Here is a 25,088-nt window from a genome sequence, read left to right as displayed (position 1 = left end):
CCTGGCGTCCCCGGTGGGGACGGTTACTCGCGATGCCGGTCGCCGCCACGCTCGCACTGTCCATGATCGGCACGCCGCCGGCGGCCGCGCACCCGGGCGCGCACGGCGACGCCCATGTGCTGATCTTCACCAAGACCACCCAGTTCCGGCACGCCGAGGCGATCACTCAGGGTGTCCCGGTGCTGCAGGCCGCTTTCACCGAAGCCGGGATCACCTCCGAGCACACCGAGGACTCGGCGATCTTCAACGACGAGGACCTCGCGCACTTCGACGCCCTGGTGATGTTCCAGGCTTCCGGCGACCCGTGGACCGCCGAGGAGAAGGCGGCGATGGAGCGCTACATGCAGGCCGGCCACGGCATCGTCGCCATCCACAACGCGACCGACATGCGCGGGAACTACGCGTGGTGGGACACCATGATCGGCACGCTGATGCCCGGTCACGCCGCCACCGGCAGCAGCCCCGGCCTTCCCGGCACCGTGCGGGTCGAGGACCAGACCCACCCGTCGACCAGCCACCTGCCGCAGCGGTGGGATCGGGCCGACGAGTGGTACAACTACGCGCTCAACGTCCGCGGCGACGCGCACGTTCTCGCCACGATGGACGAGACGACGTACGACCCGGGCGGCAACGCCATGGGCTACGACCACCCGATCTCGTGGTGCAAGCCGTACGACGGCGGGCGTGCCTGGATGACCGGCATGGGCCACTTCGGCGCGCACTACACCGGTGAGACGCGGCTGGTGCAGCACATCGTCGGCGGCGTGAAGTGGGCCGCCGGCATAGCCGAGGGCGACTGTGGCGCGACCACCTGGGACAAGTTCGAGCGCGTGCCGCTGGACCAGAACACCAGCGCGCCGTACGCGATGGATGTCGCGCCCGACGGCCGGGTGTTCTACACCGAGCTGGTCCGCGGCGAGATCCGGGTGTACGACCCGCGCAACCAGACCACGTCGACCGCGATCACCATCCCCGTCTACTCCGGCGGTGAGGACGGCCTGCTGGGCATCGCGCTGGACCCGCGCTTCGCGGACAACGGCCATCTCTACCTCTACTACTCGCCGGCGAGCAGCGACGACACGAACCCGGACAACTTCGTCAACCGGCTGTCCCGGCTGACCGTCGGCGCCGGCTCGCAGATCGACCGGGCCAGCGAGAAGGTGCTGCTGGAGGTGCCCGCGCGGCGGCTGCCCGACGAGCCGGGGCACACCGGCGGCGGGTTGGACTTCGGCCTGGACGGCAACCTCTACCTCGGCGTGGGCGACGACGTGAACCCGCACTCCGAGCCGTCCGGCGGCTACGCGCCGCTGTCGGAACGCGACAACACCTTCCACGACGCGCGGGCGACCTCGGCCAACACCAACGACCTGCGCGGCAAGGTCCTGCGGATCCACCCCGAGGCGGACGGCACCTACTCCGTTCCCGAGGGCAACCTGTTCCCGGCGGGCACCGCGAAGACCCGCCCGGAGATCTACGCGATGGGCTTCCGCAACCCGTTCCGCTTCGCCATCGACCCGCGCTCGGGTGCGCTGGCCGTGGCCGACTACTCGCCGGACAACGGCAACGACAACCCCGACCGCGGCCCGGCGGGCATCGCCGAGTGGAACCTCATCACCGAGCCCGGCTTCTACGGCTGGCCGCTGTGCATGGGCGACAACGAGCCGTTCCGGGACGTCGACTACCGGACCAACCCGGTGACCGTCGGCGCGTACTTCGACTGCGCCAACCCGGTGAACGACTCGATCCGCAACACCGGCCTCACCCAGCTGCCGGCGGCCAAACCGGCGAAGATGTGGTACGGCTACAAGCGCTCCTCGGTGCCGTCGGTCATCCCGCAGGGCGGTGGCCTCGCGCCGATGGGCGGGCCGTTCTACCAGTACGACCCGGACCTGAAGTCGGACACGAAGTTCCCGGCGTACTACGACGGCAAGCCGTTCTTCTACGAGTGGTCCCGCAACAAGATGTACTCGATCGTCACCGACGGCGACGGAGGCGTGGAGAAGGTCAACCCGTTCCTGCCGGAGGAGCAGTTCCTCGCGCCGATCGACTCGAAGTTCGGCCCGGAGGGCTCCCTGTACGTGCTCGACTGGGGTGGCGGCTTCGGCCGGGACAACCCGAACTCGGGCCTGTACCGCATCGACTACATCTCCGGCTCGCGCTCCCCGGAGGCGAAGGCCACGGCCACGCCGGACTCCGGGCCCGCGCCGCTTGAGGTGCGGTTCGACGGCGCGCCGTCGTCCGACCCGGAGGGGGAGCAGCTGACCTACGCGTGGGACTTCGACGGCAACGGCACGGTCGACTCGACCGACCGGGCGCCGACCCACACGTACGCCGACAACGGCGTCTACGACGCCCGGCTCACGGTGACCGATCCGCACGGCAGGACCGGCACCACGACCGTGCCCATCACCGTCGGCAACACCCGGCCGGAGGTGCGTTTCGAGCTGCCGCCCAACGGCGGGTTCTTCGACTTCGGTGACGAGATCAGCTGGAACCTGTCGGTCACCGACGCCGAGGACACCCAGATCGACGACGCCGACGTGGTGATCCAACCGGCGCTCGGCCACGACGAGCACGCTCACCCGGCCGAGCCGCTGCACGGGCGCACCGGCACGGTGGCCACCTCGCTGGGCGGTGGGCACAGCGACGACATGAACGTCTTCTACGCCCTCGACGGCCGCTACACCGACTCCGGCGGCGCCGGCGGGATCCCCCCGCTCACCGGGTCGGACACCACCCTGCTGTTCCCGAAGCAGCGGGAGGCGGAGTTCTTCGACGCCTCGCAGGGCGTGACCGTGGCACCGTCGCGGGACGTGGAGGGCCACGCCAACGCCATCACCGGCCAGAACGGCGCGTGGGCGTCGTACGACCCGGTGAACCTGCGCGGCGTGGACAAGCTGGTCCTGCGGGCCGGCGCGGCCGGCGCGGGCAGCGTCGAGCTGCGCCGCGGCGCGCCCGACGGTGCGCTGCTGGGCACCGCGCAGGTGCCGGCGACGCCCGCCGGCCGTTACGTGGACGTACCGGTCGACGTCACCGACCCGGGGGAGACGTTCACCCTGTACGCGGTCTTCCCCGGCGCGGGGGAGCGGCGGCTGAACTTCATCGAGGCCGACGGCAAGGGCGTCTCGCCGACGAGCAAGCCGAAGGTCGCGGTGACCGCCCCGAGGCCGGACGACGATCTGGAGCCCGGCGCGATCCAGGTCACCGCCGACGCGAGCGACGCCGAGAACACGGTCACCAAGGTCGAGTTCTTCGTCGACGACACCTCGATCGGCACCGACACGACCGCGCCGTACGAGGTGACGTGGAACGCCACGACCCAGAAGCGCTACCAGCTGACCGCGGTCGCCACCAACGACAAGGGCGGCAGCACCACCTCCCGCATCGTCGAGGTGGAGGTCGGCGACCTGTACGGCGACTGGCAGACCTTCAGCAACACCGACGCCACGTTCGAGCGGCCGGACACCGACACCTGGGTGATCAACTCCGGCGGCGCGAACATGTGGCAGGGCACCGACCAGTACGGCTCGGTCTACCTGCCGGCCGCCGCGGGCAACCAGTGGACGGCCACGGTGCGCATCGAACGGCAGGGCAACTCCAACGCGTCCGCCAAGGCCGGGCTGATCGTCCGCAACGACGTCACCCAACCGGCCAGCTCGCCCGGCTACGCGGCGATGACGATCCGGGCCGGCCTCGGATTCGAGTGGTTGCGCGACACCGACGGCAACGGGCAGCTCGATGCCAGCACCGGCGCCAGCACGACGAGCTACCCGGCGTGGGCGCGGATCGTGCGCGACGGCAACCAGTACCACGGCTACTGGAGCAAGGACGGGGTGAACTTCACCCGAGTCGGTGATCCGGTGACGCTGACCGGCGCGGCGAGCCCGCAGGACATCGGACTCGCGGTGACCGCGCACAGCACCTCGGCCACGAGCGAGGTGGAGTTCTCCGGGTTCAGCCTGGTGGACGAGGCCATCCACCCCGAGCCGGAACCCGAGCCCGAGCCCGCACCGGGCTGCGTGGTCAAGGGCTCGGACACCTTCGACGGCACCGCGCTCAACACCACCCGCTGGACGGTGGCGCGCAACGCGCCGGACCGGCCGGTGCGGATGGCGGACGGCGTACTGGCGCTGCCGGTCACCAACGGTGACATCAACGAGGCCGCGTCCGGCCCGATCAGCTACGTCGGCCAGCCGGTGCGGACCGGGGCGTGGACGGTCGAGACGAGGGTGTCGATCGCGCACAGCCGGGAGTGGCAGCATGCCGGCCTGCTGATGCACGGCACGGACAACGACTACGTGAAGCTGGCGTTCACCCGCAGCTCGTCCGGAGGGCGGCTGCTCGAGTTCCAGACGGAGGCGGCGGGCACCAGGACCTGGCACGCCAACCTGGCGGTACCCGCCGACTTCCCGGCGGCCGTCCACCTACGGCTGGTGAGCGACGGAACGAAGCTGACCGCCGCGTACTCGACCGACGGCCAGACCTGGACGGCGCTGGCCGGCGAGGCGACAGTGATCCCGCGTGCCACCATCGGCCCGATGGCCGCCGGCGACACGGCGGCCGTCGAGGTCGACGCGGTGTTCGACCACTTCACCGTCACCCCGGACTCGACCGACGACGGCGTACGCGCGCCGAGCGACGAGTTCGGCGGCGACGCGCTCGACGGCTGCCGCTGGGACCAGGTGGTGCGCTACGACTCGACGAAGGTCGCGGTGGCCGACGGTCAGCTGCGGATCGAGACGCAGCCGGGCGACATCAACGGCGACAACTCCGCCTCGCCGCGCAACTTCGTCCTCCAGGACCTGCCCGACGGCGACTGGACGATCCAGACCCGGCTGACGCCGACGATGCTGCACCGCTGGCAGCTGGCCGGTTTCCTGTTGTACGCCGACGACGACAACTACGTGAAGTTCGACGTGCTGGCGACGAATACCAGCGGCTCACCTGTCGACCTGCGCGCCGAGCTGGTCTCCGAACGCGACGGGGAGTTCGGCAACGGCGGCAACCGGTCGATCGACGTCGCGGAGGCGACCGAGAGCGGCTGGTACGACCTGCGGCTGAAGCGGACCGGGAACACCTACTCGGCCGAGATCAGCGACGGCGGGGTCAACTGGACCTCGCTGGGTGACCCGGTGACCAACGACGCCGCGATGACGTCGTTCGGTCTGATGGCGCTGGGTCCGGAGCAGGTGTCGCCGGTGACGGTGGCGTTCGACTACTTCCGGCTGGTCGACACGACGCCGCCGTCGGTGTCGGTGGCGGTCGACCCGGCGGCGCCGAACGGCGCGAACGGCTGGTACGTCTCGCCGGTCACCGTGTCGGCGAGCGCGACGGACGACAGCAGCGGCCCGCTCCGGATCTCCTACGCGGTCGGCGACGGCGAGTGGGTGGACTACCGGCAGCCGGTGGCGGTGACCGAGAACGGCAAGCGCGAGCTGCGGTTCCGGGCGGTCGACGAGGCGGGCAACGTCTCGCCGCAGTCGGTCGTGTCGGTGCAGGTCGACTCGGCGGCGCCGGTGGTGTCGTTCGGCGGCGTGAAGGACGGCGGCTCCTACCAGTTGGGCGCGGAGTTGCCGGTCACGGCGTCGGCGCAGGATCCGGCGTCGGGCGTCGCGTCCGTGCAGGTGCGCCTGGACGGCGAGCCGGTCACGGGGGCGGTCGCGCCGACCGCGGGCACCCACCGGGTGACCGCGGTGGCGACCGACAAGGCCGGCAACGTGGTGGAGTCGACGGCGTCGTTCGAGGTGGTGGCGACGTTCGCGAACACCGGGGCGCTCCTCGAACGGTACCGCGCGCAGGGGCTGGTCCTGCCGCACCGCGCGGCAGCCCTCAAGGGTCAGCTTCAGGTGGCCGAGCGGATGGCGAAGGCCGGGCGCAAGGCGCAGGCCGAGGCCGCGCTCGACCGGTTCGCGTCGTTCGCCGCGACAGTCGCCGACGAGCGGGCGCGCACCCAGTTGGTGGCGGCCGGCGCGTACCTCAAGGCCCACCTGTGAGGTGATGACGGCGAGCCGGTGCCGGCCGGCTCGCGACCGGTGCCGGAGCACGCCTCGCGTGCTCCGGCACCCGTGTCGCCGACGACCTCGACGGGGGCTACGACGACCTCACGGGGACCGCCCGGCTTGATCCACTCCGGGTCATTGCAGTCGCGGTGTCCGCCGCTGGGGACATCCCGACTTCACGGGGCAGAGCCGATCATGGTTGCCGCGGCGCGTCTGATCGTCCTTCGCGTACGCGCTTCAGACAGCGCCGTTCACGAGGCAGCCCCTACTCGGGGCTCTTGGAATCCAGGAAGAGCCCGAGCGCCTCGACGACGAGGCGGTGGTCGTCGAGTTGGGGCAGGCCCGAGACGGTGACGGTGCCGACCGGGCCGGTGCCCCGGAGAATGATCGGGAAGCAGCCGCCGTGCGCGGCGTACCGGGCCGGCTCGAGGTGGGATTGCTCCTCGAAGGTGGTGCCGCGGTCGCGGTAGGACTGGCCGACGAGGTACGAGCTGTGTCCGAACCGACGGACGACGCGGATCTTGCGTTCGATCCAGTCGTCGTTGTCGGCGGTGGTGCCGGGCAGCGCGTAGTGGAAGAGCTGGTGGTCGCCGAGGCGGATGTCGACGGTGACGGCGTGGCCGCGCTCCCGGGCCAGCCTGACCAGACGATCTCCCAGGTCCCAGGCGTCGTTGTGGTCGAAGCGGTCGAACTGAAGGCGTTCTTCCTGCTCCTGAAGTTCTGGCGTCACGGTGTACCGCTCCCTTGCTCGATCGTCGCAACGATCTAAGCAGAGCAGAGAACCCGGCGCGGCCGCACGGTGTATGGACTACCTCAGCGGGCGGAAGTGGTGCCGCACCGCATAGCGGAAGACCGCCTCACCGAGCTCCGCGCCGTCGACGTCGGCGCTGCGGAAGTGGACTCCGCCCCAGACGCGCGCGCCGATGAGCTCGTCGAGCGCCTGGGAGAAGCTGTCGAAGTGCCGGGTCGTCCCGGAGTCCGCGCTGGATCCGCTGAAGGAGACGTCGTCCCTGCCGAAGAAGTGCCGGTAGAGCGACATTCGGGCGCCGGTGCCGCACGCGTGGCCGGACGGGTACTCGGGGAAGGGCGGTGTGATGAGCAACGGTGTCCAGTCCGGGTCCGCCGCCGTCCCGGGGTTGCCGTCCCTGTCGGCCTGCTGGATGGCGGTGACCGGACGCCAGTAGCTCCACTGCTCCTTCTGGCTGAAGCAGGCCACTCCCGAGTCGGCCACGATGAGGTCGGTCATCGCGAAGAAGCGCGCGGTCTGCAGCGCGTTCAATCGCTGGGTGGTGGCGAGCTGACGCTTGATCTCCCAGGAGGCGGACTGCCGGTCGTGCCACCAGAGCGCGGCCTCGGTCTGGTCCTGGGTGCGCACCGTGCTGGACGCCGAGCCGACCTCCTTGGCCTCGGCAACCTCCCGGGCGTACGCCTTGCTGGTCAGCGGGGGCGGGCCGGGCGCGCGGAACAGCGACGCGCGGGGGAGCAGGAACGGACGCATGTGCCCCGTCCAGGCACCCTGGGACAGAAACAGCGGCGGTGTGGGACGCCACTGGCCGGGCTCGGTGCCGACCGACCACTGCTGGTCGCCGAACGCGCCGTCGTCCTGTCGCACGGCGACCATCGCGGCCGCGGCCCGGGTGCCGACCCGGACGCCGCCCTGCTTCGGCGGACCGTCGGGGATCGCGTCGAGCGCCTCGTCGTACTGTGCCCGGAGCCGTTGCTGCTGGTTGGGGAAGAGTGCGGCGAGCACGCCGTGGGCGGCGGTGGCGACGGCCGCGTCCACCGATTCGGTGCCCCGGGCCGCCGGCGCGACCAGGTACGGCTGGTAGGGCGTCCCCGCGATCGCGTTCACCGCGTCGTAGACCGCGCCGTTCACCATCGCGAAGCTACGCACCTGCTCGTTCGGCTGCTGCGCCGCGACGTCCCAGATCGCCGTCTGCGCGTTGAGGTCCCAGCTCACGACCGGATTGGTGGTGCCGGTGCCGGGGGCGGACGACCCGGCCGCGGCGGTCGCCGTCGGAGCGGTCGCCGCGAGCAGCGCGCCGAGCGCGACGGACGTGGGGAGGGCGCGGGACCAGAATCTCCGGCGCGCCGGACGGCGGCTCGACATGGGTTCCCCCGGTGTTGATCTGCGGTCGGTGTGGCCGGGAACGGGCAACCGTCGACGGCGGAACACCCAGCAAATCAATCGACGGTGATGAACTTTATCACGAGCATCTACTGTGGGTGGTCCTGCTCGTCGGGTTGCGAGCGAAGAGGTAGGTGGGCAGCTCGGGCCGGACGACAAAGCACGTCAATTCTCGCTGATGGAGGAGAGGCCGCGATCGTACTTCCGGCGATTCGTGGCGGCCGCAGCACCACGTCACCTCAGCTGTAAAGCGTCTCCTGGGACACGACTGTCATTGCGCGCCGATCAAGAGGTGGTCTGTCGGGGAGTAGTCGATCTTCCCATCGGTGTGCCGCTTCCACCAGCGCACGCCCTGCTCTGGTCGATCTGGCGACGAACATCCCGGGCCCGAGTCCGGCGATCCCACTATCGGCGCAGACAAGCGAGATCACGTTCAGGTATTAGGCTGAGCCTGTGATTCGGGCTGTGATCGTGGACGTTGACGACACCCTGTGCCTCACTCAGGCCGCCTCGCTCGCGTTGGAGAACGAAGTTCTGACCGAGATGGGCCGGCCGCCGGTGCCGCGGGAAGTGCATCTGTCCACATGGGGCGAGCCCCTGCTGGACGCCATGCCCAAAAGGTCACCCGGCCTCGACCTTTCTCTGTTCTCGGCGCTTCATCAGAGCGCGCTGGAACGGCACATTGCTGACGGTCGTCTGGACGTGATTCCGCCAGAGAACCTGCGCGCGCTGGACGAGTTTGTGCTGGCCGGCCGGTCGGTGTTCCTTCTGACGTCCCGGACCGAGGACGAGGTCCGGCACATGTTGGAGCCGAATCACGTCTTGGCCGGGCGCGTCAGTGGCGTCTACCACGCCGGCAACACACGTTTCCGGAAGCCAAATCCGCGTGCCTTCGATGAATTGCTGACAACGACTGGGATACCGCCTCAGCAGTGCGTCTACGTGGGGGATTCACCGGGCGATGCACTGGCCGCCGGTCGTGCCGGCATGAACTTCATAGGCTGCCTACAGAGCAGGGTCCGGAAACCGGAGGACTTCCACCTCCGTTACGTTAACGTTTTCATCGACGCTTTTCCCGATATCGTCGATGCAGTCCAGCAACTCGACCGGTTCACTGCCGACGTCTACCCGGAAGCCGACGACCGGCCCACGCAACCGGCTGACTTGCACTTCGTGAGCGACTGGGAGCAAGAACCCTCACAAGCCATCGATGATGCACGCCGTAGCCGTCCTCGTAGCCGCGCCACAGGCAACGCCGAAGCCAAGTGACGTTGGAGTATTAGGGCGTAATAGACTCGGCGTACCCAGTCGAGGTCGGCTGCTCCGTCAAAGAGCTTGTCCCGTTGGGCCCGAGCGAGCACAGCCAGACAGCGGCGAGCGATGTCCTGGTGGATTCGGGCTGTCTCGCTGTCCGCAGCTGCCGGCAGCCCTAAGGCGAATGCCCAAGCACTCTTGGCTTCGAGCACATTGGCCGTGATCCCGTGCATCGCCACCAGCGGTGGCGCGGTGTCCGGCCTGCCGTCATCCACGGCCTCGGCGAGCTGACGGGCCGCGGAAGAAGCCAACGCCTCCAGCAGCGCTTGCCGACTGGCGAATCGCCGGTGGATTGTCGTGCGGGCAACGCCGCGGCGGTAGCGATCTGCTCTATGGCCGCACCCGGGTCCTCGGCCAGCACCTGCTCGGCCGCCTCGAGTATGGCGCGCATGCTACGCTCCGCGTCCGCTCGCAACGGTCGTACCGTTTTGCCCACGCCACAACCGCCGGGCTGGACCTGCCGTCGCCGAAGCCATCTGGCGCGCGATGATCGATGCCTTCATCCAGCTGGAACTGACCGAACACCGCCGAGGACATAGCCACCGATTTGCTCCGGTGGGTTCGCCGTGCTCCGTGCTGCTGGTCCATGCTCCGGTCGCGGCCGTGCGGCGGCCCGACTGATCGGCGCGGCCGGCGCCGCCCCGACCAGGCTGGGTGGCTCAACCCAGCGCCCACCGGGTTGACGGACTGTTGTGGGCCAAGACGAGCGGACGCCGCACTGGTGAGCGGACGCTGCGGCTGGACTGGCCGCGCCCGAACGGCGACAGACGCCACATCGAATGCGTCGTCATGTGATCGTCGACCGGGACGACATCGCGGCGGGTGTAGCCGTGCTGCCGGAACAGGTCGAGGTCGGCGTCGGTCAAGGCCTCCGCGTACGTGGGCAGGCTGAGGGTGTCCATCCGTTGCTGCGCTCCGGCGAGGACGGCCGCGGCGCGGCCCGACTCGGCCGGCCCGGGCGCGGCGAGCAGCGCCAGGTGGTTGTGCGGCTCGTTGGGCCGCCGTGCGGCGAGGGCCTGGTCAAGCTGGCGGAACCGGTCCTGGTGCGCGCCGGACGCGGCGGCGAGCCGATCGGCGTACCGGGCTGGGGGTGGAATGGGTCGGTAGCGGTGGAACCAGACGGTCGCGGCAGCGCCGTCGGGAAGCAGGAACGCGTCGCCGAAGAGCAGCGCGTGTTCGATCCAGATCCGGGCCACGGCGGCGAGGACGGTGGGCTGGTGCTGCTCGTCGGAGACGAGCCAGGCGCCGACGGCGGTGGGGGAGAGGGTTTCTGCGGCGAGATCGGCGATCCGGGCGATGTCGCACCACCGGGCCCGGACGACAGGCATGGTCACGCTCATGAGTAGCTCCTGGTCACCATTGTGATCGACGAAAGTCGGGGAAGAAGCCGGCGTCGCGGGCCGGCGTGGGCCACCAAGGGGGCCGTCAGGCATGCAGGTGCGCAGAGGCTGCCAGTGTCCAGGCGGGCGGGACGGAAACGGCCCGCCGGTCAGGCGGGCCGGGTGCCCGGTCGGGGCGAGCGGGACGGGAGAGCGACGCCACCGCTCGGGCGGCATCGGTGCCCGGCCACGCCGGGCGGCGTCCACATCGAGGCGGTGGCGTCAGCCGGACCTGCGTGGATGGAGCCGGACGAGCCGCATCCACTGGCGCCGGGAGCGGGCGTGGCTGGCGCGGAATCCGCGTCAGGCCGGGGCGGGTGCGGCTCATTCGACCCTGCGAGGCGCGGCAGGGACGAAAGCTGTTTTGTGGTCTGCCCGTCCGTCGGCATGCTGGTGAGGGTGGGCCCGGCAACGGTTCCGCCTGGTTTGTTGACCGGTCCCGTGCCAGGGCTGGTGCAGCAGACAGGACCGGCCTGCGGCGCCGCCGGTAGCGCCGGCGCGGGTGGTGGTGTGGCCGGCGGGCTGGCGGGCGGGTTCAGGGGGTCCGTCACCGGGTCGAAGGTGTCGAGCACGGGTTCCAGCGGATCGAGCACCGGTTCCAGCCCTCGCCAGACGGGCGACAGGGCCGGAGCGAGCGGCTGGATCACCGGTCTGAGGACGTCAGCCACCGGGGTGACTACGCCGGCCCGCACCGGGTCGGTGACCGGGCGCAGCGCGTCGGCCGCCGGGGTGAGCACCCCGGACCGGACCGGATCCGTGACCGGACGGAGAGCTGCACCCACCGGTGCCAGCACCTCACCGCCACCCGGCCTGGTGGCTGGTCGGGCCGCGCCAGCGGCCGGATTCGGCGTGTCGACCTGGGCGGGGCGGGCCGGCGGTGGGGTGACTTGGTTCGTTGGCGGGGCCGCGGGCCGGGCTGGCGGACGGTTGGGCGCTGGACGAGGGTCGGCTCCGCTCGGCGGGGTGCCGCGGGTCGTCTCGCCGGTAGACGCGCCCGGGGCGGGCGGTTGTGCTGTCGGGTCGAGGATCGGGCGGAGGAGGCCGGTGAGCAGGTCGACGGCGGAATCGACCGGCGCGGCCGGCGGACGGTCGGCGGCGTAGGCGACCCTGGTGGTGGCGGCCTCGTGGACGGCCCACGCCACGAAGACCCCGCCGAGCAGGAGGCCGAGGCGCAGCGCGACCCGCGTCCACCGCTCGCCCGGTCGACTCATCTCCGCACCCCTCCGACCCCGGCCATCGCCGACGATCAACATCCGCACTCTACCGAACGAAGTTGACCGATCACAGTCCGAGAAGGGTGGAGTTCCGGGGCGTTGTGTCCTGGCCAGACGCGGGCTTCGGCCGCTGCCCAACACCGGAGCCCTGGGCGCGAGCACCTAACGACGCGTCCTCGACCTGGGCCACGACGTCGTCCCAGGGGTCGGACCGTCACGACCACCCACGGGAGCGACCAATTGCCTACCCCAGGTCGCCCGAAGTAGCCCTCCTCCTCACCGAGAAGCAGCGGCACGTCATAGACCGACAGGTCCGGTCGAACGCCTGGCGGTGCGCGGTATTCGCTACCTGCTGTATTCCTCAGCTCCAACATCAGGGCTCTGGCCTGCTGCTCCTAGGGCTGGCAGCTGTTCGTGACGGCTGGCTAGCGGACCGCTCGGTCAGCGCCCAGTTGAGGGCACTGGCCTGTTCCATGGTGTGCCTCTCTGAACCAGAACCACTGCCCGGTCAAGGATTGCCTTCCGTCCCGGCCGCAGGTTCGTGAATCGCCGGCGTGTGGCGGTGTTGCCCGGGTTCACGGGGGCGCTGGCTCGGCACGGCCGGTGGAGAGTGGTCGGCGCGTAGGGCCATGGCGAAGGTGATCGCGCCGAGGGCGGCCAGGGTGGCTATGACTGTTATCGATCCTAGCCACCAGCCCGGCGCGCCCTTACTCAGGAGCACGCACCCCTGTCAGCTACGGCTTCAGCACGATTTTGCCACGCGCGTGGCGGGACTCGCTCAACTCGTGCGCGGCGGCGGCCTCCTCCAAGGCGAACACGGCAGCGATCGGCACCGTGAAGCGGCCCTGCTCGGCGAGTTCCCCAGCGACGGCGATTCCTTCGGGCGCCGGCGAGTCCGCACCGGGACCAGAACCGCGGGAGAGGTGCACGCCGTACGCCGCGGCGTTGATGTCGGCGATGCTCACCACCCTGTCGGGGCCCGCGACCAGGCCGACCAGGTCGGGCAGAGAACCAGAGCCGGCACAGTCCAGCACGACATCCACCCCACTGGGCACCAGAGTGTCGACCCGATCGGCCAGCCCGGGTCCGTAGGTGGTCGGGACCCCTCCGAGCGAGGCAACGAACTCGTGGTTGCGGGCGCTAGCCGTGCCGATGACGGTCGCGCCGCGAGCGACCGCGAGTTGGATCGCGGTCGTGCCGACCCCGCCGGCCGCGCCTTCGATCAGCAGCGAGGTGCCATCCTTGACGGCCAGCAGGTCGAGCACGCGGGTGGCCGTCTCGATGTTCCCGGCCGCGCCGCCTGCCTGCTCCCACGTCAGGGCGGCCGGCTTCGGCGCCCACGCGGCCAGGACGGCGTACTCGGCGTTTGCCCCGCCGTTTTGGGCAAAGTCGATGATCCCGAAGACTTCATCGCCTGCCTGAACCGTGGTCACCCCGTCACCGATCTCATCCACCACGCCGGCGGCGTCGACTCCGGGCACATGCGGCAGGCGGAGCGGGATCCAGTCCCGGAATCGGCCGGCGCGGAAGTACGTGTCGGCCGGATTGACACCCGAGGCCCGAACCGCCACCCGGATCTGTCCCGGTCCGGGGTGCGGTTCCGGTACCTCGGCGACCTCAAGTACGCTCGCCGGACCGTACTTGGAAAATTGCAAAGCTCTCATGCTCGCGAACACTAAAGGACGCAGGCGCTCTGGATCGCTAAACTGAGAGCGGTGACCGACCGTTTGCCTCACACCCTGCGCTCCGACGCCCTGGACAACCGCGAGCGCATCCTCGACGCGGCCCGCGCGGTGTTCGCCACCGAAGGCCTGAATGTGCCGATGCGGGAGATCGCCCGGCGCGCCGGGGTCGGCCCCGCCACTCTGTACCGGCGCTTTCCGACCAAGGAGATGCTGGTCACCGAGGCATTCACGGAGCAGATGCACGCGTGTCACGTCATCGTCGACGAGGGCCTCGCTGACCCAGATCCGTGGCACGGCTTTTGTCTCGTGATCGAGAAAATGTGTGAATTGCATGCACGCGACCGAGGCTTCACACAAACCTACACATCGACCTTTCCCAACGCGATGGATTTCGACGCGCGCCGCGAATACGCGCTGAACGCGGTCGCCGAACTGGCCCGCCGCGCCAAGGACGCCGGCCGCCTGCGCCCCGACTTCGTCGTGGACGACCTGGTCCTCGTGCTCATGGCCAACAGCGGTATCCACGCGACCTCACCGGCCGCCCAGGTCGCGGCCTCCCGGCGCTTCGCCGCGCTCGCAATCCAGGCATTCCAAGCATCCCCGGACGCCTCGCCGCTCCCGCCAGCTCCGCTTCGCCGAGCAGGATGATCGTGAACAGGCCGTAGCGTCCGGCGGCGTCCGGGTGCCAGTTGATGGCACTGGTGGCTGGCGCGTCGGCCCCGAGGTAGGTGTCGAGGTCTTCCGAGGATGGAGGTTCCTACACCGCCCATCTGGAAGACCTCGACGTGCCTGACGCTACCTTCGGCTGGTGCCGACGCCGCGGGTGTGCAGGAAGACCCCGGGACACCGTCACGCCCGCTCAGATCGGTGAACGGCGCACCCGATAGCGCAGGTGAAGCACCCGGTTGCCCTGAATCACCACGTCAGGATCCTCCAACAGGTGCTGCGCGTGGACCGACCCGAAGTAGCGCTTGCCGGACCCGAACACGACGGGTACGACGTCCATCCGCACCTCGTCGATCAGGCCCGCGGCAAGCACCTGGCCGCCGACGTCACCAGCGGCGACCTCGACCATGCGGTCACCCGCAAGCTCCTGCGCCTTGGCCACGGCTGCCTCGACGCCGTCGACGAAGTGAAACGGCGCCTCGGGGTCCCAGCCCTCGGGCTCCGGCCGGTGCGTCACGACGACCACGTGGTCGATCCCGCCCGGAGGCTTCCCGTCCCAGCCGTCCGTCATGTCGAAGACATGGCGGCCGACGATTGTCGCCCCGATCTGGTCCCAGTACGGCCGGGTGTAGTCGTAGGACGTCTGCGACACCTTCACCTCGCCGCTCTCGTCCAACGGGACGTCACCGCTGGACAACCAATCGAACAGCGGTCCGGGCTGGTCATTCTCGTCCGCGACGAAGCCGTCCACCGACACCGAGCTGTACATGACCACCTTGCCCACGGGGCTCTCCTCTGCTCTGGGATGCCCCTAAATTAGCGTGTCGTGAGATGTCGCTCTTGTAAGAAATCAATCGGCCGGCAGCGGCCAGCCGTCCATCGCGTGGCCGGGATGTTCGCGCAGGAACCGCCGCCGGACTTCGACGTACCGGGTCGGCGTGAGCCCGGTGAACGCCCGGAACTCGTGGCCGAAGTGGGCCTGGTCGAAGTAGCCTGCGACACCGGCGAGGTCGCCCCAGTCGATCGGCCCGGCGGGGTTGATCGCGAACACGGTGGCGGTGAAGCGGTAGGTGCGGGCCAGCCGCTTCGGCGTGACGCCGATGAGCTCCTTGAACCGCTGTGCCAGATGAGTGCTGCTGACACCGGCTGCCACGCTCAGGTCGCCGATCGCCACGCCCCCGCTGGTCGCCGCGATGACGCTGCTCGTATGGCGGACCAGCCCCAGGCCGGCGGTCTCGCACAGCCGTCGCATCAGCTCCTCCTCGAGCAGCGTCAGCATCTCGTGCGGTCCGTCCGCCGTGGCCAGCCGGTCTCGCAGCTCAGCAATGGCGGGCCGGCCCCAAACCTGCTCTACCGTCACCGGCCGGTCACACAACTCGGCCGCGGGCATCGGCAGGAACGGCGCCAGCCCCCACGGCTTGAAGTGCACGCCGACGGACCGGGTCCGGAGTGGGTAGCCGAACTCGAACGCGCGGGTGGGCGTGGTGACCACGCAGCCGTCGGCGTACTCGACCGTCTCGATGTCGGTGCCGCCGCGGATGCGGAACGGCGCCCCGAGGTTGACGATGAGCAACGCCGCCGGCATCGGCGGCAGCGTCAGCCGGGCGTACGGCGGCGCACCCTCCAGGTAGTAAAGGTCGTCGATCAGCCCGTCCAGCGGCGGTCGCGGCACTCTGGACACGTACTCCACGCCCACAGCATCGCAGACGCCATAAGCGTCACCGAAGACACTTTGCATTGTGAAGAGCCGCTCTCGAGCCGCGCCCGTACGGCTGGCAACGGTCGGGCCGGCATCAAGGATGGTTAGCGGAGCGCCGAGAACTGCGCGGCCCTTCCATCGGCTGTTTGCGCCTAGAGCACGCCGTGGGTCACGAGGTCGCGCGCCTGGCCCAGTTGGCAAGGGCCGCAATAGAGGAGTGTCAACGCTTCCTGGACGGCCTGACTTTCGCGGCCCGTAACCCGGCCTCACCGGACGTCGACATCTGGAGGCCGGAGGGGCGGCAGACCGGGCCAGCCGTGGCTGCCTTAGGTCGATTGCGCGGCGCCGAGGAAGACGCCATTGGGTTGTACACGAGTACAGTCAACGGCTAGCGCACTAGGGCCACCTCTTGGAAGCGTCCGAGTCCATGGTGGCGCTTGCCTTCGAGGACGAGCAATTGGTGGTGTCCGAGGCAATCAAGTTCCTGTGCCGCGCCACACGCCCGGCCGTCTGCAAACGCACGGCTTGGGCGGGCGGCGCCGGTGACACGCCCCGTTCGGGAGTCCATCATGGAGCGACAGCGCGGTGTACCGTCGCCGCATGACGGTGCTGCAGGAGTTTGTCGCCGCTCTTTCCAGCGGCCGGATCCAGGTTGTCGACCTCACCGCTCCGCTCTCGGACCAGACCCCGATCCTGGGTCTGCCCGAGCAGTTCGGCCAGACCTGGCCGTTCCGGCTCAGCGAGATCAGCCGGTACGACGACCGCGGTCCGGCCTGGTACTGGAACAACTTCTCCACTGGCGAGCACACCGGCACCCACTTCGACGCCCCTGTGCACTGGGTCACCGGTCAACAGGGCGCCGACGTGTCGCAGGTCCCGGTGAGCCAGTTGATTGCCCCGGCGGTGGTGATCGACCACTCCGCCGACGCCGTCGACGACCCTGACTTCCTGCTCGAGGTCGAGCACATCAAGGCGTGGGAGGCGGAACATGGTGCCCTGCCCACGGGCGGCTGGCTGCTCTACCGCACCGGCTGGGACGCGTACGGCGACGACCCGGAGCGGTACGCCAACGCCGGGCGTACCCCGGGCATCTCCGTCGAGTGCGCCCGCTGGCTGGCCGAGGAGTCGCCGATCCAGGGCGTCGGGGTGGAGACGGTCGGCACCGACGCGGGCGCCGCGCATTCGTTCGACCCGCCGTTCCCGTGCCACTCGTTCCTGCTCGGCCAGGACAAGTACGGCCTGACCCAGCTGCGTAACCTGGCGCAGCTGCCGGCGACCGGCGCGGTGGTGATCGCCGGACCATTGCCGATCGTCTCCGGGTCCGGCAGCCCGTGCCGGGTCCTCGCGCTGGTCGAGCGGTAGGACCGGGCCACCGATGCGGGTAGCCGAGGTGGTCGGGCGGGTTCTGTACGGACACGGCGCACGGCATGTCTTCGGGGTGGTCGGCAGCGGCAACTTCCATGTCACGAACGCGCTTGTGGCGGCCGGCGCCCGGTTCGTGGCGGCGGCCCACGAGGGCGGCGCGGCGAGCATGACGGACGGGTACGCCCGCACCTCCGGGACGGTGGGCCTGCTCTCGGTGCACCAGGGTCCGGGCGTCACCAACGCGCTGACCGGCCTCACCGAGGCCGCGAAGAGCCGTACCCCGATGGTGGTCCTGGCCCCGGAGGCGACCGCGCCCCGGTCGAACTTCTTCATCGACCTGCCGGCGCTCGCCGCCTCGGTCGGGGCCGACTTCCGCCGGGTACGCGCGACGCACGCCGCCGAGGACGCGAGCGCGGCGTACCGGGCCGCCGCCCGGGGCGCGACGGTGGTGCTGGGCCTCCCGTTGGAGGTGCAGAGCGCAGTGACCGAACCGTGGTCCGGCCCGATCCCCGCCGTCGCGCCGACCCCGGCCACCGCACCGCAGGTCGAGCCGTTGCTGGCCGCGCTCCAGTCCGCACGTCGACCGGTCTTCATCGCGGGTCGGGGCGCCCGGGCGGCCCGGGAACCGCTGACCCGGCTCGCCGACGCGTGCGGCGCGCTGCTCGCGGTCTCGGCCGCGGCGAAGGGACTGTTCGCCGGGAATCCGTGGAACATCGACGTGGCCGGCGGTTTCGCCACCCCGCTCGCCGGCGAGCTGATCGGCGCGGCGGACCTGGTCGTGGCGTGGGGCAGCACGCTGAACATGTGGACCACCCGGCACGGCGAACTGATCCCGCCCTCCGCCGTCGTCGTCCAGGTAGACCACGACCCGACCGCGTTCGGGGTGAATCGCCCGGTCGACCTGACAGTGGCCGGCGAGGTGACGGCGGTCGCCGAGGCGGTGCTCGGTCGGCTGGACGCCGGCTCCACGGGGCCCGTGGACGCCGGGACCGGCGGCTGGCGTACGCCGGAGCTGGCACAACGGATTCGCGCCCACGGCCGGTGGCGGACGGTCCCGTATCGGGACGAGAGTGGGTCGGCGCGGGCCGGCGCCCCGGCGGAGATCGACCCGAGGACGCTCTCGGCCGCCCTGGACGACCTGCTGCCACCCGACCGGACGGTGGTGGTCGACTCCGGCAACTTCATGGGCTACCCGTCGATGTGGCTCGACGTGCCGGACGTGGCCGGATTCTGTTTCACCCAGGCGTTCCAGTCGACCGGGCTCGGCCTGGCCAGTGCGCTCGGCGCGGCGGTCGCGCGGCCGGACCGGCTCACCGTCGCCGCGGTCGGCGACGGTGGCTTCGTCATGTCCGCGACCGAGCTGGTCACCGCCGTCCGGCTGGCGCTACCGCTCCTCGTGGTGATCTACGACGACGCGGCGTACGGCGCCGAGGTGCACCACTTCGGCCCGGACGGATACCCGTTGGAGACGGTCACCTTCCCCGAGACCGACCTGGCCGCGATCGCCCGTGGCTACGGCTGCGACGGGTTGACCGTCCGGACCGTCGACGACCTCGGGCCGGTACGCCGCTGGCTCGCTGGCCCCCGTACCCGTCCGTTCGTGGTCGACGCCAAGGTCTGCGCCGCGCGCGGCTCATGGTGGCTGGAGGAGGCGTTTCGTGGCCACTGAGGCACCGACGTGCGTACGGCGACGCGGGGCGGCGTAACCGCAGTGTATGGTCCGTCGTCATCGTCGGTCAGGTCGGCCTCGGCAACCATTGTGGAGATGATGGAGTTGGCGCCAGCCAGGGTTGTCCGCATGGACTCGGCATGCAGCAGGTTGATGAACACGGTCCTGGTCAGTGCCGACAGGGGGACACGGGTGTCTTCGCGGTAGGGCTTGAAGCGCAGGTCCGGGTCCGCGATCGCCTGGCTTGCCTTGTCCTCGAACAGGTTCACGGCGTGCGTGGTCATGTTCGCTTTGGGAGCGAACTGCTGGCTTGGGCGGTTGCGGCGGCGGCGCGGGCCATCGTCCAGGCGATGTGGTAGCACTCGGCCAGCGACCGGACTGCGGCTAGGGCGTGTCCTGCCGATCTTGTAGCGGTTGATCGTTGACGATGTCGGTGGTGCGTCGTGGTGAGTTGACCGTTCCTCGCCGGACGGGCCATCTTCGAGTACGCAGTGTTCGGCCGGGTGTCCCGCGACCGCGTGGGCGGGGTCCTCGTGCTCGCCGCCATCTCGCCAGCAACGATCTTCCTGCCGCCGGTGCTGGTCGCCGCCGCCGCTGCTCTCGTCCTGGCCGGGATCGCCGTATCCGACGCAGCCCGTGCCCGACGACGCCCACCCGAGCCGCCCTCACCACCTGGCTAGCCGGAAATTGTCACCCACGTCCCGAGACTGTTCTGTCACGCAGGTCCTGAGACCCGACATCGCCGGCAGCCGGTGTCGTACTCCGCTTGATGAGTTACGGATTGGTTCCACATGAGGCGCGGCACTCCCGCCAACCGTGACGTGACGGAGAGAGTAGCGCTCGCCGGTCCTGGTCACGTGTCGCTGGGGCGGTGGGGTCCTGGTGGGGAGATCGGTGCTGGTTGTCTTCGTACCCGCCGGTTGTCGGCGATGGCGATGGCGGTGAGGACTGCGCCGGAGGCTGCGGCGACAGCGAGCGGTGGGGCGAGCAGCATCGGCGGCACGAGGCAGGCGAGCGCGAGTAGACCGATGAAGCGGCTTCTGGAGATGCGGCCGAATACCAGGTACTGCAGGAGGATCCGACCGGCAAGGTACAGCGCGGTACCGCCGAGTATGGTGATGGTCGCGTTCGCGCGTGGGTCGCCGAACGGGTCGTCGATGACCAGTTCGGCGCCGACCGAGGCGACGACGAGGCCGGCGATCATGATCAGGTGTGCGTAGTTCACCAGGGCGCCGAGACGGTCCGGGTTGGCTGAGGCCTCGACGGCCGGTCCGATGTCTTCTCCGGCTCGGAAGATGTAGGTCCGCCATATCAGTGCCGCGCCAGCGAATGTCACCACGAACGCCAAGGTCCGGTCGGTAGCAAAACCGCGACTGGTGAGGCTCGATCCGATGGTGAGGATCAGCTCGCCGAGGGCGATGACGAACATTGTCCGGTAGCGGTCGGCCAGGGGCTCGCCGCCGGCGTGCGACTGCGGACCGGCCAGGCGACGGAGTCCTGACAGGGGGTAGTTGAACCACCGTGCGACGTAGATGAGGACAATCGCGAGCGTCCACAGCGCCGTGCGTACTGTGCTTGGGGCGATGGCGCCGATGATCCAGGGCACCCCGGTGGCGGCGTGCCAGATCGCCGCCCGTCCAGCGGCATGTTGCAGCTCGTGGCCGCGCAACAGGACCACGAGGAACAGACTGCGGCCGACCTGGATGACAAGGAAGGTGACCGCGAAGATCAGGCCGGTCTTGCCGAACGCTTCGGGGATCGCTGCGGAGAGCACCAGGGCACCGACCATGGTGGCGATGACCAGCAGTTGTACCGGCGCCCGCCGCGGGTCCAACTGTGCGGTTGCCGCCGCGGTGCGGGACCATACCCATCCGATGGTCAGCAGCATCACCAGTGCCTGGTACGCGCCGGACCAGGTCAGATTGTTGAGCAGCTGCTGGGCGAGCGCGCGGAGGGCAAAGATGAGCACGACATCGAAGAACAGCTCCAGGAACGACGCTCGCGCGGTGTCCTCGAGCTTGCGAAACAGTCCGCTTGTTCCATTCGTCGTCACCGGCTCACCCGTTCCTACCGATCTTAGGATGGAATTAGGGTATCCGTCCTCTTTTGCTCATGTGGTCCAAGTCCTGGGCTCTTCTCAAGGTCCTCTAGCCGTGCCACGGATCATGAGACATCGATCCCAAGGTGCAGTCACGTTGCGACTACCAAATCGGCCTAGGCGTTAACGTGTTCGGTCCGGCCAGTCGAGAACCAAAGGGAGAGGCAGCGAGGAGGCGGAAAGACGACCAGCGACGGCCGAGACCAGACCACACAAGGCGGCAGAGGGGCCATGCTCCGCAGTGCAAGATGGCATCGGATGTCATCGAACGATGTCCCGTAACCGCGTTCACACAACTGCGCTCAACGGCAGCGAACAGCAGTCATTGGCAGTCTTTGCCGCCTGGTAGGGGTATTCGCGGGTCATGGCGGTAAGGGAGTCCCGGTTTGCTCGTGCCTTGGAGGTGGGTGCAGATTGGGCGCAGGTTGGCGAATAGGTCACCGCGTCCGAAGTGCTCACCGACGTCGGACACTCAGCGTTCCACGAACGTCTCTTGAGGCGCCCGCGGCGGGGTCTTGAGCACCTCGACGCCGGCACCGGCGAACACCGCGTCAAGGCCGCGGTGAATTTCTTGTCGCGGTCGCGAAGCAGGAACCGCAAGCCGTTCTCGTGGCCAGAAGGGTCAGGGGGCCGGCACGAACGTCTGACGCTGCCGGCCCAGGCCGGTGATGCCGAGTTCGACCACGTCGCCCGGCCTGAGGTACACCGGGTCCAGCATCCCGAGGGCGACCCCGGGCGGCGTGCCTGTGTTGATGATGTCGCCGGGCTCGAGCACCATGAACTGGCTCAGGTAATGGATCAGGTACCCGACATCGAAGATCATGTCTTTGGTGGACCCGGTCTGTCGGCGCTCGCCGTTGACGTCGAGCCACAGGTCCAGAGCGCCCGGGTCAACGATCTCGTCCGGGGTCACCAGCCACGGCCCGGCCGGGTTGAACGTCTCGCAGGACTTGCCCTTGACCCATTGGCCGCCGCGTTCGAGCTGGAACTCCCGCTCGGAAACGTCGTGACAGATCAGGTACCCGGCGACGGAGCCCAGCCCCTCCTGCGGAGTGGACAGGTAGCGGCACCGTTTGCCGATCACCACGCCGAGCTCCACCTCCCAGTCGGTCTTGGTGGAGCCGCGTGGGATGAATACCGGGTCGTTCGGTCCGCTCAGGGTGTTGCTCGCCTTGAGAAAGACGATCGGCTCGTTGGGCCGCTGCATGCCTGATTCGTCCGCGTGGTCCGCGTAGTTGAGCCCGATGCAGACGATCTTTCCTGGTCGGGACAGTGGGGCGCCGAGCCGCTGTCCTGGCTCCAACCGGGTGCGCGGGGCGCCCGCCCCGACAAAGCTGGTCAGTCGGGCGGGACCATCGGAGTCGAAGAACGCGGAGTCGAAGTCGTGGGTGACATCGGAGACGTCCACGATCTCGTCGCCGTCTAGCAGGACGTACGGGCGTTCGGCGCCCAGTTCACCAATGCGCAGCAGCTTCACGTGCATCCTTCGGTCGGATTGACGGTCTCTTTGCCTCGATGATCATGCGGTGGTCAATCCGCCGTCGATGATCAGAGCCGCGCCGTTGATGAACCTGCCCTCCGCTCCGGCCACGAACGCGATCACGGCGGCGATCTCGTCCGGTGACCCCAGCTGGCCGTCAAGTTGCCGAGCCGCCATCGCCGCGCGGGCAGCCGCCGGGTCCTCGGCGTTCGCGAGAATCTTGCCGATCCACTCGGTCTCGACGGTGCCTGGACAGATCGCTACGCAGCGGATCCCCTGCTTGGCGTGGTCGACGGCGACGGCGCGGGTCAGGCCAACCAGGCCTGCTTTCGACGCGCAATAGGCCGCGCGTCGGGCCAGCCCGATCTGCCCGGCGACTGACGCCACGTTGATGATCACACCCTGGCCGGCGGCCACCATCGATGGCAGGATCGCGCGGGTGGTGAGGAACGGGCCGGTGAGGTTCACCGCGAGTACGCGGTCCCAATCTTCGTCACTGGTTTCCAGTACGGTGGCCGCGACGCCGATCCCGGCGACGTTGACCAGCAGTGTCGGGCGACCGACGTTGACCTCAACCGTGCCGACCACCGATGCGACCTCGTCGGGACTGGAGAGATCCACCCGAAACGGATGGGCCCTGCCGTCGGCCTGCCTGATCCGCTCGCACGTCTCGGCCGTACCGACCGGGTCCACATCCAGCAGTGCCAGCTCGTAACCCTCGCGCGCCAGCCGTAGTGCCGTGGCTCGCCCGATGCCCGACGCGGCTCCGGTGACCACCGCGACCGGCTGGTGTCGGTGGCTCGGGTGGCTGTCCTCGTTCACAGCACCGCCCCGATCCGCCACGGGACGATCTCCTCGGTCCCGAACCCAAGGGCCTCCGACTTGCTCGACAGTCCCGAGGCCGTGTCCACGAGCAACTCGAACAGCCGCGTCCCGTGCCGGACGTGTTCCTCGTGCGTCAGCGCCGGCCCCGCGTCGAAGTCGATGTCGCCGGGCATCCGATCGAACAGCTCAGTGGTGGTGCTGATCTTCACGCAGGGCACGGGTCGTGAGCCGAACAGCGAGCCGCGGCCGGTGGTGAAGGCAAGGAGGTTTGCGCCGCCCGCGACCATCCCGGTGGCGGACACCGGGTCATATCCGGGCGTGTCCATGAAGGTCAGCCCGGGCCCGGTCACCGCCTCCGCGTACCGCACGACGGAGTTCAGCGGGCTGGTGCCGGCCTTGAGCACGGCGCCCAGCGACTTCTCCCAGATGGTGGTGATACCGCCGGCGCGGTTGCCCGTTGAGGGGTTGTCATCGAGCGACGCTCCGTTGCGCTGCGCGTACTCGCGCCACCACTGGATCAGCTCATCGATCCGCGCCGCCACAGGCGATGCCGCTCTGCTGGTCAGCAGGTGCTCGGCGCCGTATATCTCCGGCGTCTCGCCGAGTATGACGCGACCTCCTGCCGCCACGACAAGGTCGGCGGCGACGCCGAGCGTCGGGTTCGCGGTCAGACCGGAGTACGCGTCGCTGCCACCGCACTGCAGGCCGAGCACCAGGTCGCTGAGCGGAACGGGTTCGCGGCGCAGCTGAGAAACTCGATCCGCGATGGCGGACACCCGGCGCAGCCCCTCATTGACCGTGGCGACCGTTCCGCCGAGCTCCTGAATCCCCAGCTGCTCGACGTCGGCGCTCGGCACGTCCAGGATGTGCTCTGGTTGGTTGACCTCGCAGCCGAGACTGACCAGGACAACCCCGGCGAGGTTGCGGTGGGATGCGTACCCCCGCAGCGTCCGGCGCAGGATCTCGTCACCCGTAGTGCCCTCGGCCAGGCCGCACCCGAGGTCGTGGCTCAGCGCGATAACGCCATCGAGCCCAGGTACGCCGGAGAGCGCCGCGTTCGCCGCCTGTGCGATGAGACGCGCCACCGTCGCGGCGCAGTTCACCGTGGGCAGGACTGCGATGTAGTTGCGTGTCCCCGCGCGGCCGTCCGGACGCCGATACCCCAGGAAGTGGTCGCGGGTCGGCGGCACCGGAGGTGACCAGGATGACGTCGACGCGGTCGGGCGGACGGCTTCCGGCTGACGTTCCGGCAGCCCCATGTTGTGTACGTGGACATGTTCCCCCGACGCGATGTCGTTGCGCGCCACGCCGATCGTCGCACCGTACTTCCGCACCGCCTCGCCCTGGGCTATCTGCCGGAGCGCAATCTTGTGGCCGGCGGGAATGTCGTCCCGAGCCGGCACGGTGTCGCGGCCGTCGACGAGCACCGGCGTGCCCTGCCCGACGGCGTGCATGACGAGTCCCACGTTGTCGGGGCCGGTCTTCGGGACGACGGGCACTACAGCTGCTGACAAAACCTCTACCTCCGGTTCACCGCTCATCCGAGTGCCGGCTGATGTCGACGAGC

The 25,088-nt window shown here is 69.5% G+C and carries 15 protein-coding genes; 5 read left to right on the top strand and 10 right to left on the bottom strand.

What is annotated here, in order from left to right:
* Nucleotides 1-32 precede the first annotated feature (32 nt).
* Nucleotides 33-5,993, top strand: a complete 5,961-nt coding sequence (locus AB0C04_RS28930; RefSeq protein WP_357060627.1) for a ThuA domain-containing protein — start codon at nt 33-35, stop codon at nt 5,991-5,993.
* Nucleotides 5,994-6,264: 271 nt separating this feature from the next.
* Here AB0C04_RS28930 and AB0C04_RS28925 read toward each other — a convergent pair whose 3' ends face one another.
* Together AB0C04_RS28925 and AB0C04_RS28920 are read right to left on the bottom strand one after the other, a co-directional pair.
* Nucleotides 6,265-6,729, bottom strand: a complete 465-nt coding sequence (locus tag AB0C04_RS28925) for a heme-degrading domain-containing protein (protein ID WP_357060624.1) — start codon at nt 6,727-6,729, stop codon at nt 6,265-6,267.
* A 78-nt stretch (nt 6,730-6,807) separates the two neighbouring features.
* Entirely contained in the window at nt 6,808-8,109 is a 1,302-nt protein-coding gene (locus tag AB0C04_RS28920; protein ID WP_357060621.1) for a vanadium-dependent haloperoxidase, read from the bottom strand.
* Nucleotides 8,110-8,580: 471 nt separating this feature from the next.
* Between AB0C04_RS28920 and AB0C04_RS28915 the strand changes: the two genes are divergently transcribed.
* Nucleotides 8,581-9,396, top strand: a complete 816-nt coding sequence (locus AB0C04_RS28915; RefSeq protein WP_357060619.1) for an HAD-IA family hydrolase — start codon at nt 8,581-8,583, stop codon at nt 9,394-9,396.
* 704 nt (nt 9,397-10,100) lie between these two features.
* Here the strand turns inward: AB0C04_RS28915 and AB0C04_RS28910 are convergent.
* Nucleotides 10,101-10,781, bottom strand: coding sequence for a hypothetical protein (locus tag AB0C04_RS28910; RefSeq protein ID WP_357060616.1), 681 nt, complete (start codon nt 10,779-10,781; stop codon nt 10,101-10,103).
* Nucleotides 10,782-12,768: 1,987 nt separating this feature from the next.
* A complete protein-coding gene (locus tag AB0C04_RS28905) occupies nt 12,769-13,698 on the bottom strand; it encodes an NADP-dependent oxidoreductase (RefSeq protein ID WP_357060614.1) in 930 nt (309 codons plus the stop codon).
* A gap of 51 nt (nt 13,699-13,749) precedes the next feature.
* Between AB0C04_RS28905 and AB0C04_RS28900 the strand changes: the two genes are divergently transcribed.
* On the top strand, nt 13,750-14,367 hold the full coding sequence (locus AB0C04_RS28900; protein ID WP_357060611.1) for a helix-turn-helix domain-containing protein: 618 nt from the start codon (nt 13,750-13,752) through the stop codon (nt 14,365-14,367).
* 211 nt (nt 14,368-14,578) lie between these two features.
* Here the strand turns inward: AB0C04_RS28900 and AB0C04_RS28895 are convergent, their stop codons facing one another.
* The gene (locus AB0C04_RS28895; protein WP_357060608.1) at nt 14,579-15,169 is read right to left on the bottom strand and encodes a dihydrofolate reductase family protein; all 591 of its coding nucleotides are present in this window, start codon (nt 15,167-15,169) and stop codon (nt 14,579-14,581) included.
* A gap of 66 nt (nt 15,170-15,235) precedes the next feature.
* A complete protein-coding gene (locus AB0C04_RS28890) occupies nt 15,236-16,075 on the bottom strand; it encodes a helix-turn-helix domain-containing protein (RefSeq protein ID WP_357060606.1) in 840 nt (279 codons plus the stop codon).
* 609 nt (nt 16,076-16,684) lie between these two features.
* On the opposite strand from AB0C04_RS28890, the gene AB0C04_RS28885 reads away from it, so the two are divergent.
* Together AB0C04_RS28885 and AB0C04_RS28880 are read left to right on the top strand one after the other, a co-directional pair.
* The gene (locus tag AB0C04_RS28885) at nt 16,685-17,446 is read left to right on the top strand and encodes a cyclase family protein (protein WP_357060603.1); all 762 of its coding nucleotides are present in this window, start codon (nt 16,685-16,687) and stop codon (nt 17,444-17,446) included.
* A 13-nt stretch (nt 17,447-17,459) separates the two neighbouring features.
* Nucleotides 17,460-19,118, top strand: a complete 1,659-nt coding sequence (locus AB0C04_RS28880) for a thiamine pyrophosphate-binding protein (RefSeq protein ID WP_357060601.1) — start codon at nt 17,460-17,462, stop codon at nt 19,116-19,118.
* An 853-nt stretch (nt 19,119-19,971) separates the two neighbouring features.
* Here the strand turns inward: AB0C04_RS28880 and AB0C04_RS28875 are convergent.
* The 4 genes from AB0C04_RS28875 to AB0C04_RS28860 form a co-directional block, all read right to left on the bottom strand.
* Nucleotides 19,972-21,171 carry a low temperature requirement protein A gene (locus tag AB0C04_RS28875; RefSeq protein ID WP_357060598.1) on the bottom strand — a complete coding sequence of 400 codons (1,200 nt, stop codon included), beginning with the start codon at nt 21,169-21,171 and terminating at the stop codon, nt 19,972-19,974.
* Nucleotides 21,172-21,838: 667 nt separating this feature from the next.
* Nucleotides 21,839-22,693: a fumarylacetoacetate hydrolase family protein gene (locus AB0C04_RS28870; RefSeq protein WP_357060595.1), complete on the bottom strand. Its 855-nt coding sequence runs from the start codon at nt 22,691-22,693 to the stop codon at nt 21,839-21,841.
* A gap of 42 nt (nt 22,694-22,735) precedes the next feature.
* On the bottom strand, nt 22,736-23,518 hold the full coding sequence (locus AB0C04_RS28865; RefSeq protein ID WP_357060592.1) for an SDR family oxidoreductase: 783 nt from the start codon (nt 23,516-23,518) through the stop codon (nt 22,736-22,738).
* Entirely contained in the window at nt 23,515-25,020 is a 1,506-nt protein-coding gene (locus tag AB0C04_RS28860; protein ID WP_357060590.1) for an altronate dehydratase family protein, read from the bottom strand. The genes AB0C04_RS28865 and AB0C04_RS28860 overlap by 4 nt, the downstream gene beginning before the upstream one ends.
* Nucleotides 25,021-25,088 lie beyond the last annotated feature (68 nt).

Source organism: Micromonospora sp. NPDC048909, from assembly GCF_040649635.1.
In the GTDB taxonomy this organism is placed as follows: Bacteria; Actinomycetota; Actinomycetes; order Mycobacteriales; family Micromonosporaceae; genus Micromonospora.
Note: the sequence above shows the minus strand (reverse complement) of the source record. Positions and strands in the feature narration are given on the sequence as shown.

Bases quoted from the DNA above. Each gene is read 5' to 3' on its own strand.
- AB0C04_RS28910 (WP_357060616.1), bottom strand. From the start codon at position 10,781: ATGAGCGTGACCATGCCTGTCGTCCGGGCCCGGTGGTGCGACATCGCC.
- AB0C04_RS28930 (WP_357060627.1), top strand. From the start codon at position 33: ATGCCGGTCGCCGCCACGCTCGCACTGTCCATGATCGGCACGCCGCCG.
- AB0C04_RS28920 (WP_357060621.1), bottom strand. From the start codon at position 8,109: ATGTCGAGCCGCCGTCCGGCGCGCCGGAGATTCTGGTCCCGCGCCCTC.
- AB0C04_RS28880 (WP_357060601.1), top strand. From the start codon at position 17,460: ATGCGGGTAGCCGAGGTGGTCGGGCGGGTTCTGTACGGACACGGCGCA.
- AB0C04_RS28885 (WP_357060603.1), top strand. From the start codon at position 16,685: ATGACGGTGCTGCAGGAGTTTGTCGCCGCTCTTTCCAGCGGCCGGATC.
- AB0C04_RS28905 (WP_357060614.1), bottom strand. From the start codon at position 13,698: ATGAGAGCTTTGCAATTTTCCAAGTACGGTCCGGCGAGCGTACTTGAG.